The sequence below is a fragment of the Bacillus sp. FSL H8-0492 genome (assembly GCF_038006145.1).
Taxonomy (GTDB): Bacteria; Bacillota; Bacilli; order Bacillales; family Bacillaceae_G; genus Bacillus_A; species Bacillus_A mycoides.
Window position 1 is genome coordinate 4,607,562 of record NZ_JBBOUP010000001.1, and the last position, 13,136, is coordinate 4,620,697.

The following is a 13,136-nucleotide window of genomic DNA, read 5'->3' on the forward strand; positions in this document are numbered from 1 at the left end:
ACTTTGTATAAAAATATAGTAGATAAAATTTATCATTAGATTAAGTGAGAAACCATTAGTGGGGGGATGAAGAAAATCCCCCACTAATAGAAGTTTCACTCTATTACTTTGATTTCGGCTCTAAACCAATCTGACGCAGGAAGTCTGCCAGACCTTTTTTACCGATTGTTTCTTTCGGCTTAACCACTTCTGGAACATCGACTTCTTTTTGCAAGAAGTTTTTCTCAATGAAGCGGACATCTGTCTCATCTACGACACCGTCTTGATTGAGATCTTGCGGCAAGATGGATGCATCCTTTTTACCGTATACATCAACTACACTTTGCATATCTCGAATATCAATCAATCTGTCACCATTCACATCTCCTGCAAGACCTTTAGCGCCTAATCTAAAATATTGTCCGCGCACCTCACCGTTTACAGAATATCCAGGAATGAATTTATTCATCACTTTCAGATGTCCCGGAACATCGACAACAACTGTGTGTGCTTCAGTAGAAGCTGGGATACCATTAATCGTATATGCCCCTTTACTATCAATTGTTCCCTTATATTTTTTACCTTTTGGGGACAGCACATATACTTGGGCACCTATTTTTGTATAATCTCCTGCTTTCAAAGAACCGCTTGCTGTCAAAAATGCTTCCGGCTTGATAGGACCCAGCACTCTCGAATGCGTTGAAATGATGTTAAAGCTTTCCGTATTTAAATAAGAAATGGCAGTAGTTGCTGTTTGTCCCGCTTTCATATAAGACGCCTGTTGTACATTAAATTTGGTAGCATTATTGTAATATGCATCACTTACTAATTTGAGCGTTACATCAAGGAAAGGCATATCGCCGTCCATACCGCTAAATGCATTCCCTTTCATAGATGCGCCGACTTTCACCGTATTGGTGTTAGTTCCTTCTGTCACCACAGGTTCTTGCAGCGATACTTCCAAGCCTTTTTCCTTCGCGTAATCGTTTGCCGCATTGTTCAGTTTCACATTCTCAAACTTATATAAATCGTTCATGAATTCCACCTGGAATTCCCCAGATACAAATTGCTTCACATTATTGAGACTAAGTGTCATCGTAACTGTATCGCCGACTTTTACGTCTTTCTTATCATAACTAGAAGTCGTATACTCTGTACCTTCTTTTACGAAGACATAGCTTTGCTTATTAAATGTCGTTGCAATATCAAACGTATTCAAAGTCAAATTTAGAGGTTTTTTTGCAATATCATTTGCCTCAATACCGAATTTCAAATCTCCATTTGCTTGGATTGGGAAGCTTCCACCTACCATTCCAGAGTTTGCATAGTACTCCATGATGTTAGATGATTGGTCATAGTTTAAGCCTTTGGACTTCAATACATCTACTGTCTCATCTTTAACTATTCCATGCAGCCATACTGCTTTCTTTCCATCTTCTTCCGTAAACATGGAGTCATTCACTTCAATCACACCCGGTTTTTTATCCATGTTCACTTCCGGTGCTGTATTGTCCAAAATAAGCGGATTATGTGCAACATATGATTTCCCTTCCTCATCGTGCCCAATCGTTTCCAGTATATAATCGCCTTCTGGAAGCTTCACAGGAATATCGCTAATCGGCTTGGAAGGATCATTTGTAAATGGATAGACAGTGCCGCTGAATGCTCCTACAAGAAAAGTTTCTTTGTCCGTGTGCAACTTACTAGTATTCGCTGTTCCTACAAAACCTACAGCTTTCCCTGTTTTACTGTCCTTAACAAGCACATCGATTGTTTGCATCGGACTATTCAACTTCATTATTCCGTTTACCGTAGTGTTTAAAAGATCCCAGAAAGGTGTATTATTTGTTACAGATGGTGCACTCGTTTTTATATATTCAAATCCCTTTTCCGTCACCATGACAGCGAATGGAATTTGATACGTTTCGGACGGATTGTTCGTATTCGTTACATGAATATATCCTTCATATCTGCCTTTCGCTGCGCTAGCAGGAATCGTAATTTTTGGCTGCAGTTCCTGTGATTGTCCGCTTGCCACTGTAAGAGATGCCGGTACCTCAACTTGTATTCCATTCTTTACTGCATCTTGAATGCCTGTACGCTCACCGTGATACTCCACTTCTACTTTAAAGGATTTTTCTTCTTTGCCGTTGTTTTGGACATTTACTTTTTTGCTTGCCTCAATTGGTTTATCATCTTGCTTAAAAAGTCTGCCAAACATAATAGAGCCTGTTTGTTCGTCAATTTCAACAACATTTCCGTTCTCGATATTTTTTGTTTTGTCCAATACTTTGATAGATGTGTCCGTATGAACAGCTTGATACGCATCAATTCGCCCCGCACCCACTTCGTATACGGAGTTCTGGCCATTCAAATCATCGGATGTATTCATAAGAGCCGCTTTTACATCGAAAGGAGTATATTCTGGATGTTCCTGCAAAATCAATGCAGCTGTACCCGCTACATGAGGGCTCGCCATAGAAGTACCAGACAAGCGTACATATGCATTGCCGTAATTTATACCGTCCTGCGGATCATTGATGTATTCCGGTGCAGTAGAGAAAACCGACACACCAGGAGCGACTACATCTGGCTTAATGTCATAATTCCCATTTACCGGCCCACGGGAGCTGAAATCAGCTAAGTGATCCCCTTCCGTTTTTATATTGCTCAGCGTTTCGAATTTGAAAGATACTTCACCTAGCGCCTTTAACCGTTCGCCATCTGCTTTTGACAGACGGAAAGATGGAATAAGGCCTACCCCCTCACCTAAGTAGGCAGATATTTGTCCGTCAGCATTGTTATATACAATAACCGCTTTTGCTCCAGCACTTTTTGCATTTTTAATTTTTTCATCAAACGTAATTTCTCCGCGCTGAATTAACGCAATTTTTCCGTTAAGATCTTTCCCAGTAAAATCAGCTGGTTTACCAAGTCCCGCAAATACAATTGGTAACGATTGTCCCCCAAAATCTTCTAACTTATCAGGAAAATCTTTACCTAATAGCTGCATATTTTCAAATTTTTCGTTAGATACACTTGCGCTGAATGTAGGAATAGACATGGCAGCATCACTTGCCCCTACTGAAATACCAAGAGCTGCCGTTCCCGGGGAACCAAGCGTTTTTTCGTTTGGTCCGGCGTTACCTGCGGCAACAACTGTCACCACGCCTGAAAGCATGGCGTTATTTACTGCAACAGAAGTGGCATATAACGGATCGTTCGTCTGCGCACCTAGCGACATGTTGATGACATCCATACCATCTGTAATCGCTTTATCGATTCCAGCAAGAATCCCCGCAGAATTCCCTCCACCCCAAGGGCCTAATACTCTGTAAGCATATAGGTCAACTTCGGGTGCCACACCTTTTACAGCATAATCCGCATTATTTTTCTTTTGAGCTGCGATTGTCCCCGCTACATGTGTACCATGGTTTGTATAGTACACTAAGCCTGGATATTCTGGCTTACCAGCTTTTATCCAATCCTCGTACGTCGTTTCCATCGGATCTGCATCGTTATCAACAAAATCATATCCGCCTTTATAAGCATCTTTTAAGTCAGGATGATTATAGTCAACACCTGTATCAAGAACGCCAACTTTAATTCCTTTACCCATAATATTTTCTGCATGCAGCTTGTCCACGCCAATTTGTGGAATGCTGTCCGCCATTTTCGGATCGATTGTTTCTTTCGTTTCTACCGGAGGTTCCACTTTTACCTCGTAATCTTTAAAGACACGTTTTACTACTCCAGATTGGATCAACTCTTGCACAGCCACACCCGGTAGAGTCATCGCTACACCGTTGATTGCATTTTTATATTCGCGTGTGATTTCCACTTTTTTCGTATCGTACGTGCTAGCATCCTTCTTCGATTTTAAAGATTCGACATGTTGTTTGAACACTTTATGCTCTTCATCCACTTTTGCTTGCGCAGTAGTAGCAGCTATTTTCTTCCCTTTCGCTGCCTGTTTCATCACTTCAATTTTTGCTGGAGCTTGATTGAATTCCACGATAACGTTAACTAATTCAGGACTATTAGAGTCAATATCAGGTGAAATCGTAAAATTAGGACTTACATCTAACTGTTCCAACGCCTTTCTTTGTTCTGAAGACAGATTCTTTAGTACCTGTTCCGCATTATCAACTGGCTTCAGTTCAACCGCGCTTTCTGCCAATACATTATACGGAATACCTTGTGACAATAGCATACCTACAGCTAACGTTCCTGTAAGAACCCTCCCAAATTTCCCTCTCTTCATACAAGTTCCCCCATCTAAATTTATTTGTATCTGTAGTTATTGCATAACATAAATTTCCGAAGCTATTAGGCTACAACTCTACTTTCTTATCTTATTAAATTAAAACTTTTCTGAAAATTATCAAAAAGTAATATTTTTTTAGTTATTAGTTCTATACCGTATAGTACAAAAGAACTACCCCGCACTTTATTATTTTGAGTAAAATAATAAAGTGCGGGGTAGTTCTTTTAAATGATTTTTATTTAAGAAAATGGAACAAGCTGATTTCGCACGGCATATATGACTGCTTGTGAACGGCTTTTCACATTTAGTTTTCTGAAAATCTTATTAATATGGATTTTAACTGTCTTGTCACTGATATATAGAGCTTCAGCAATTTCCTTATTGCTAAGACCTTTAGCCAATTCAAACAGTATTTCTTTTTCACGCTCTGTTAGTTCATTTTCATTTGATTCTGATTTCGTTTGCTGATGATATGTAATCAACTTTTTAGTCATACGCGGATGAATCACAGAATCTCCTTGTAATACCATTCGGATTGCCGCCACTACCTGATCGGATGATGAATCCTTCAGTAAATAACCGTCTGCACCTGCCCGAAGAGCAGCCATCAAGTATTCATCATGTTCATACATAGTTAATACGAGAACACGGCAGCTCGGATACTGATCTTTCACGAGTGATGTAGCCTCAATACCATTTTTCCCCGGCAAATTAATATCCATTAAAATACAATCAGGCCTACACTCTTCCACTTTTTTTACTACTTCATCCCCGGAAACAGCCTCTCCAACTACTCGCATATCAGATTCGAGTTCCAATATACTTCGAATTCCATCACGCAAAACAGTATGATCATCCACTACTAATATTCGAATCATGATACTCCTCCCCCATTTCTGAATCTGGAATTAACAATGTGATTTCTGTACCTTTTCCTGCTGAACTATCAATCTGAAGGACAGCCCCTAGCTGTTCAGCCTGTTCATTCATATGTAATATACCATAATGCGGCTCATGCTTTGCTTTAATCATAGATTCAAAAAGAGAAAAGCCAATTCCGTTATCCTTTACCTTTAAAAGTACATGTTCCCGTTGATAGCTTAATAAAATGTCAACTTTATCTGCCTTTGCATGCTTTATAATGTTCTGCAAGCTCTCCTGTAAAGTATCGAAAATAACTCGTTCTTTCGTAAAACTAAGTTTTCGAGAACGGCCTCTTTCATGATATGTAATGGCTAGACCATATTCTTGTTTTAAGGATTGAACTTTATTTATAATTGCTTGTTTTAGTCCTAATCTTTGTGTTGGATATGGCTTTAAAGCATAAATAGAATAACGAACTTCACTTAAACTCTTCCGTAATTTTTTTATGCTTGTATCTACCACTTGCTGCATGTCCTTTGGTCGATCTGCATATTTTTTCTGAGCCGACTCCATCTGAAATATCACTCCGGCCAATGCTTGTGCGATTCCATCGTGGATTTCACGAGCAATTCGATTTCGTTCTTCTAAAATCGTTCTTTTTTCCTGTTCAGAGATGAGTGTCCGCGTTTTAAGCAAGCTGCCTAATTGATTAGCAAACGTAGCTAAAGTTTGTACATCTTCAGTAATAAAACTCGCACTCCTGCTTTTCCCTGCCACAAACATTCCAACTAATTCATGATTTACCTTAAGAGGTAAATATACAAGAGAGCGCATAGTATTTTCAAACACTTCATCTCCCGGAGCCATACCTGTTTTCCAATCAGTAACAACAACAGTTTCTGATATCTCTTCAAACTTCTTATGCAGGTCAGAATAATTAGAAATATCACGACGTACTTTTCCATCCTTTAATAAAAGCGTCCAGTTCTCTTCATCTTTTGCCCATAAAACATATGCCTGTATTCCTAGAAATCCTTTCAGTGATTGTTTCATCTGCTGTAAGTTGCCGGCAGATAGTCCACGACTTAATTCCGTCGTAATGGAAAAAAGCTTATACAATCGTTCTTTTTCCACCCGTATTTGTCTAACGAAAGAGCTAATGATACAGATTGCCACAAGCGGGAAAAAGAAGAACAGAACCATAATTTCATCCATCACTCCACGATATCGGTAATCTAAAATATGTATAAGTGAAGAATAAAATAAACAAAAACTCAAACTCAAGAGTACTAACATATTCTTTTTACGCCACTCTTCTAGCGGATAGGGCTGAGGAAGAAGTATGATTAAAAGATCGTAAAATAAACCGTTAAAAAGGCAAAGGAATGCGCTGAATAAAAACAAAATTATGAATTTTTCATATAAAACTGAAAGATTCATTCCAGAAATAAAAAGAGAGAAACATTCACCGGAAAGCCATTCTGCTAATACGATACTAAGAGCAAGTTGCGCACAATTAAATACTGTCCTTTGCATAGATAAGCGGCGAAACAATTGGATACATAACATCACACCCACACACGAAACAACAGTTATATGCATTCCAAACTGCCAATTCATTGTATAAATAAGTGTAAGGCTGAGTGTGATTCCCCCTCTCCAAATGCGGATAGGAAAATACTCAGTAATTCCCATAAACATAATTAACAACAAAAGCAGTATAAGATGGGAAGGCATTTCACTTAAAAATAAGGAAATAATAACAGCAATTAAACCAAGAAAAGAGATAGAATAAATATAAAAACTAGCTACTTGCTCTCTCATAGAAGTAAAATCTATCTTTTTCAAAACGATCCCTCCCTCAAAAAATTTATCCCGCTATTTACGGGCAGTGAGACTCCCACCTCAAAAGTCAGGTGGGAGCCCTGCTGCCCGTAAACGCCCGATTGGTGAAGGCTAATAATCAGTAGGGAATGAACAAAACCCCAACTGATTATAGTTTCACTTTATTATCATCATTATCTACTAAAAAACCGGCACTGGCAAAATGAGAATGTTCTCATTAGCCAATCACCGGCTGTGCGCTGTCCCTTAGAAGGGATGACACAATATTAGTATAAAACAGGCCTCTCTATTCCGCTACCCATCAAATGTTATAATTGTAAATATATTCTATGTCTATCATATAGAACTAAAGATGTATATGAATCAATTTCATAATTGGTTTTTACCGGTAGAAGATACTACTTTAAATCCAAGTTGTTCATATATTTTCAGTAATTCACTCTCCATTATATATTTTCTTCTTCCACATTCATTTTCTATTCTGTAATTGACTATATTCTTCTTTTGTATTTACATTAAGAAATAACCCCTTCGACAGCTGTGATTCTTCTGCCGTAATATACTGCGTTTTACAATGAGATAATAGCCCCTGCATACTTCTCTTATCTTCTTTTAATAACCGCTCTATTTTTTCTTTTGCTCGGTGATGATACAATGCTAACAGTGGTTGTTTCCGCCCCTCCACCAATGGAACAATTGCTTCATACGCTTCATCTACTCGTTCTATAAATGCCATCGCCCATTCTTTCGAAACATTTGGTGTATCACACGGTGCAACAATATACCAATCTGCATCTACGAATTCCATGCCTGTTAATAAACCAGCAAGCGGACCCTTTCCTTTATACATCGCAATATCTTCTACAACTGGTACATGCAATATATGCAAGAGATCATTAGTAATCGCTGGATTGCTAATTACAACAACGTCTGTAACAACCTCTTTCAATGCCTCTATACTATACTCAATAAATGTTTTCCCGCGCCAAGTTGCCAAAGCTTTCGGCTCTCCAAAACGACTAGACTGTCCGCCGGCTAATACAATTCCTGCAATTTTCATTGGCGATGCAGCTCAAATGTAATATGACCTAATTCCGGTAAAATTAACTTATTCATCGCAAGACGAACCGCTCCGCTAGACCCTGGCATTGAAAAGACAACTTTACGTCCGATTGTACCGCCGATTGCTCTACTTAACATCGCACTACTTCCGATATCTTCTAAGTAACTTATCATACGGAACAACTCACCAAATCCAACAATTTCTTTATCTAATAACACTGACACTGCCTCAATCGTTACATCACGTTTCGTAATACCAGTTCCGCCATTCGTTAACACAACATCAACATCTTCCCTATGATAACCAGCTAACACAGCCTGCTGAATACTCTCTTTATCATCTTTCACAATTTCATAAGAGGTCACTTTATGTCCTGCTTCTTTTAATAATTCATGTAATAGTTGTCCGCTCTTATCAGTCTCTTCCGTACGTGTATCGGAAATCGTCACGATTTTGCAGCGCACTTCTTTTGGAGCTTGTTTTTTATGTTCCATTACACTCATTCTTCATCTTTCCTTTCTTAAAAGCTTTTCTTCATTTTATCATACATACCTTTACACAATTCTGTATGAAGCCACCGATACGTCATGATACAATATAAGTATTAGCACCCATAAAAAAGAATTTAAATAGATATACTATTTCCATTTCTTATACTCCTAACTTTCACATCATTAGCTACTATTTATCTCTTCTTATGTTCTCTACATAATAGGTTTAAGTTTAGTTTTAAAATTTACAATACAAAACAATTCGGAGGTTCCCACACTATGGAACTTTATAAAAAATTAACAACAACATTCATCCTCTTATTTGTTGCTTCCATCACTGTCGGCTTTTCCTTAAAAGGCGCGATTCCATACGCTACATTGGTGAGTATTATATTCGCAACGCTATTTTTACTGAGCAGTGCTTTTTGCGCAGGAAAAGCACGCCAACTGAAAGGGTGACCGTCTATGTTCCGTAAGAAACCAATCCTTTGTAAATCATGTGAAAAGGAAATACAAACGTATGAAAAAGCGTGGATTCATATGCCATTTCCGGCAAGTGGTATGACAAATATGAAGAAGTATATTGAGCTAGACGGGGAAGTTTATTGTAGTTCTTGCATTCAAGTAGTAAATAAAGTGAAACTTTAATCAGTGGGGATTTTGTTCTTCCCCACTGATTATTAGCCTTCACCAATCGGGCTTTTACGGACAGTTAGCCTCCTACCTAACTTTTTTGCTTTACAGCCGAATTTTGAGGTGGGAGGCTTACTGCCCGTTAATGCGGGATAAAACCAAATAAAAAAAGCTTTGCGACACGCGCAAAGCTTTTTTTTCATATATTATAGACCAGCTTGCTCTTTTAAAGTAGCTGCTTTGTCTGTACGTTCCCATGTAAGATCTACATCAGTACGTCCGAAGTGGCCGTAAGCTGCTGTTTGTTTGTAAATTGGGCGACGTAGGTCTAGCATTTTAATAATACCAGCTGGGCGAAGATCGAAGTTGTTACGAACTAGTTCTACTAATACGTCTTCAGATACTTTACCAGTGCCTAATGTATCAACTGAAATTGATACTGGTTGTGCTACGCCAATTGCGTATGCAAGTTGTACTTCTGCTTTGTCAGCAAGACCAGCTGCTACGATGTTTTTCGCAACATAACGAGCTGCATATGCTGCAGAACGGTCAACTTTCGTTGCATCTTTACCAGAGAATGCACCACCGCCATGGCGAGCGTATCCACCGTAAGTATCAACGATGATTTTACGTCCTGTTAAACCAGCATCACCTTGTGGTCCACCAATTACGAAGCGGCCAGTTGGGTTAATGAAGAATTTCGTTTCTCCATCCATTAATTCTGCTGGAACTACAGCTTTAATTACGTGCTCTTTTAAATCGCGATCGATTTCTTCCCACGTAACATCTGGATGATGTTGTGTAGAAATTACAATTGTATCCACACGTACAGGTTTACCATTTTCATCATACTCAACTGTAACTTGCGTTTTTCCATCCGGACGTAAGTATGATAATGTGTCATCTTTACGTACTTCAGTTAAACGACGAGCTAATTTGTGAGCAAGCGAGATTGGAAGTGGCATTAATTCTTGTGTTTCATTACATGCGAAGCCAAACATTAAACCTTGGTCTCCCGCACCAATTGCCTCAATCTCAGCGTCAGTCATTTGACCTTCGCGTGCTTCTAGTGCTTGGTCAACACCCATAGCGATGTCAGCAGATTGCTCATCGATAGATGTTAAAACTGCACAAGTTTCTGCATCGAATCCGTATTTTGCGCGTGTGTAACCAATGCCTTGAATTGTTTCACGAACGATTTTTGGAATATCTACGTAAGTAGAAGTCGTAATTTCCCCCGCTACCAATACTAAACCAGTTGTTACAGTTGTTTCACAAGCTACACGTGCATTTGCGTCCTTTGCTAAGATCGCATCTAAAATTGAATCAGAAATTTGGTCACAAATTTTATCTGGATGTCCTTCAGTTACAGACTCAGATGTGAACAGATGACGTTTTTTTGTCATGTGGTAAACCTCCCTACAGTAATTGTATATATTGTACGGAACTCATCCTTAATTTGCCACAAACTGCGACATACATTTATTCTCCCACACAAGCATACAGAAAAACCTTTCCTACTTAACATAGAGGAAAGGTTTAATTTGCTACTTGCATACTGCTTTTTGCCCTTTGCTCTTATCGTTCGAGACCGTTAGCCTCGCACAGGTTTTAGCACCTATTCACCTGTATTTACCACTACAAATGAGGTTGCTGGGCTTCATCGGGCCTGTCCCTCCGCCAGCTCGGGATAAGAGAGTATCCGTCCCAACCTATACTAAAGAAATGATATTCATTTGTCAATTAATATTCACATTTTCCTGAAAGTTTTTCTCAATACCCATAGAATGAAATATTAATAGGGAAATGATACATTCACACAAACAAAAATAAATAAATAGTATACATTATTTATATAATTGTGTTATACTATTGATGGGGATTACGAGAAATATTTCATTAAATGAAAAGGATGGTATATAAATATGAGTACTGTGAATGTCCAAATTGGTTTACATGAATTATTGAACGGAAGCAATGCACAGATTCAATTAAGTGTTCCGCAATTAGTGGAAAAAGTATTAATGCGAAACGAAGGGAAATTAACTTCTACTGGTGCCGTTTCTGCTTCAACAGGAAAATACACAGGACGTTCTCCTAAGGATAAATTTATTGTGAAGGAAGCATCGGTTGCTGACAAAATTGCTTGGGGAGCCGTGAACCAACCGATCTCTGAAGAACATTTTAATAAATTATATATAAAAGTTTTAGAATACTTAAAAGAAAAAGAAGAGTTATTCATCTTCAAAGGATTTGCTGGCGCTGATCGCAACTATCGCCTACCAATTCAAGTTGTTAACGAATATGCATGGCATAATTTGTTCGTACATCAATTATTTATTCGTCCAAATGAAGAAGAATTAGCAACTCACGAATCAGAGTTCACAATTGTTTCTGCACCAAACTTCAAAGCAGATCCAGCAATTGACGGTACAAATTCTGAAGCATTCATTATGGTTTCATTCGAAAAACGTATCGTACTAATCGGTGGTACAGAATATGCTGGAGAAATGAAAAAATCAATCTTCTCTATTATGAACTTCTTACTACCTGAACAAGACATTCTTTCTATGCACTGCTCTTCAAACGTAGGCGAAGAAGGCGACGTAGCACTATTCTTCGGTTTATCTGGAACAGGCAAAACAACATTATCTGCTGATCCAAACCGTAAATTAATCGGTGACGATGAGCACGGTTGGTCTGATAACGGCGTATTCAATATTGAAGGCGGTTGCTATGCAAAATGTGTAAACCTTTCTCATGAAAAAGAACCACAAATCTTCGATGCAATCAAATTTGGTTCAGTTTTAGAAAACGTTGTCATTGATGGTCAAACACGCATCGCTGACTATAACGATACTACTTTAACAGAAAATACACGTGCTGCATACCCTATGCATGCGATTGACAATATCGTACTGCCAAGTGTTGCAGGACATCCAAATACAATTATTTTCTTAACTGCTGATGCATCTGGCGTATTGCCTCCAATCAGTAAGTTATCAAAAGAGCAAGCTATGTACCATTTCTTAAGCGGTTACACTAGTAAGCTAGCAGGAACAGAGCGCGGTGTTACATCTCCGCAAGCTACATTCTCTACTTGCTTCGGTTCACCGTTCTTACCGCTTGATGCATCTCGTTATGCTGAAATGCTTGGTGAAAAAATCGAGAAACATGATGCGAAAGTATTCTTAGTAAACACTGGCTGGACTGGTGGCGAATACGGCGTTGGTAAACGTATGAACTTAGGTTACACTCGTGCAATGATTCAAGCAGCACTAAGCGGTGAACTTGCTAAAGCTGAAACTGCAAAACACGACATCTTTGGCCTTGAAGTACCTCGTCATGTTCCAGGTGTACCTGATGAAGTATTAATGCCTGAACAAACTTGGGCTGATAAAGATGCTTACAAAGTGAAAGCAATTGAGCTTGCAAACGAATTTAAAGAAAACTTCAAAAAATTCGATAGCGTTTCTGAAGCTATTATTAACTTAGGCGGTCCAATCGCTTAATTACAAATTTTCTGTTGGAATAACCCTTTTACTCATATGAATAAGTGTCGTGTAACCGTAAAGTTCCACGTACTCACCGACAAAACCCAATGTGGCTTAACGGTTACACACACTTACATAAAAAAGAAGCTTACGTTTTCCGCGTAAGCTTCTTTCTATATATTCTTTAATTTACCCACATACAAATCACAGCTTCGAACACACAAACTATTCCCCACTTACTACATCCTTCTAGTTTCACACCGCATGGGACTAAAAAAGGATCTGACCGCTTCTATCCATCGCCAGATCCTCTATTCCAACTTAAAACTTCCCAAGCCCAATTTTCAATTTACATACTCGGATTTCCATACATACAAACCACGGCTTCGAACATATAAACTATTTTCCCACTCACTACATCCTTCTGGTTTCACACCGCATGGGACTAAAAAAGGATCTGAACGCTTCTATCCATCGCCAGATCCTCTATTCCATCTAAA

The 13,136-nt window shown here is 38.7% G+C and carries 9 protein-coding genes and 1 riboswitch; of the genes, 3 read left to right on the forward strand and 6 right to left on the reverse strand.

The window, feature by feature from the left end; genetic code table 11:
• Positions 1-103 precede the first annotated feature (103 nt).
• The 5 genes from MHH66_RS23750 to MHH66_RS23770 all read right to left on the reverse strand — a co-directional run bounded on the left by MHH66_RS23750 (position 104) and on the right by MHH66_RS23770 (position 8,521).
• Positions 104-4,243: a S8 family serine peptidase gene (locus MHH66_RS23750; RefSeq protein WP_078184678.1), complete on the reverse strand. Its 4,140-nt coding sequence runs from the start codon at positions 4,241-4,243 to the stop codon at positions 104-106.
• A gap of 242 nt (positions 4,244-4,485) precedes the next feature.
• The gene (locus MHH66_RS23755) at positions 4,486-5,124 is read right to left on the reverse strand and encodes a response regulator (protein ID WP_033707240.1); all 639 of its coding nucleotides are present in this window, start codon (positions 5,122-5,124) and stop codon (positions 4,486-4,488) included.
• Entirely contained in the window at positions 5,099-6,958 is a 1,860-nt protein-coding gene (locus tag MHH66_RS23760) for a GAF domain-containing sensor histidine kinase (protein WP_078184679.1), read from the reverse strand. Before MHH66_RS23760 ends, MHH66_RS23755 begins: the two co-directional genes overlap by 26 nt.
• A gap of 466 nt (positions 6,959-7,424) precedes the next feature.
• Positions 7,425-8,015 (reverse strand): molybdenum cofactor guanylyltransferase, encoded by a 591-nt coding sequence (gene mobA / locus MHH66_RS23765; RefSeq protein WP_033707239.1) that lies wholly within the window; start codon positions 8,013-8,015, stop codon positions 7,425-7,427.
• Positions 8,012-8,521, reverse strand: a complete 510-nt coding sequence (locus MHH66_RS23770; protein ID WP_078184680.1) for a MogA/MoaB family molybdenum cofactor biosynthesis protein — start codon at positions 8,519-8,521, stop codon at positions 8,012-8,014. The genes mobA and MHH66_RS23770 overlap by 4 nt, the downstream gene beginning before the upstream one ends.
• A gap of 267 nt (positions 8,522-8,788) precedes the next feature.
• On the opposite strand from MHH66_RS23770, the gene MHH66_RS23775 reads away from it, so the two are divergent.
• Together MHH66_RS23775 and MHH66_RS23780 are read left to right on the forward strand one after the other, a co-directional pair.
• Entirely contained in the window at positions 8,789-8,968 is a 180-nt protein-coding gene (locus MHH66_RS23775; RefSeq protein WP_002067722.1) for a hypothetical protein, read from the forward strand.
• Between the two features lie 6 nt (positions 8,969-8,974).
• Positions 8,975-9,157: a hypothetical protein gene (locus MHH66_RS23780; RefSeq protein ID WP_002067721.1), complete on the forward strand. Its 183-nt coding sequence runs from the start codon at positions 8,975-8,977 to the stop codon at positions 9,155-9,157.
• Between the two features lie 191 nt (positions 9,158-9,348).
• On the opposite strand, the gene metK is transcribed toward MHH66_RS23780, so the two are convergent.
• Positions 9,349-10,548: a methionine adenosyltransferase gene (gene metK, locus MHH66_RS23785; RefSeq protein ID WP_002015707.1), complete on the reverse strand. Its 1,200-nt coding sequence runs from the start codon at positions 10,546-10,548 to the stop codon at positions 9,349-9,351.
• 169 nt (positions 10,549-10,717) lie between these two features.
• Positions 10,718-10,839, reverse strand: a riboswitch (SAM riboswitch).
• Positions 10,840-11,067: 228 nt separating this feature from the next.
• Here metK and pckA point away from each other — a divergent pair.
• Positions 11,068-12,654 (forward strand): phosphoenolpyruvate carboxykinase (ATP), encoded by a 1,587-nt coding sequence (gene pckA, locus MHH66_RS23790; protein WP_002034448.1) that lies wholly within the window; start codon positions 11,068-11,070, stop codon positions 12,652-12,654.
• The last annotated feature ends 482 nt before the right edge of the window (positions 12,655-13,136 follow it).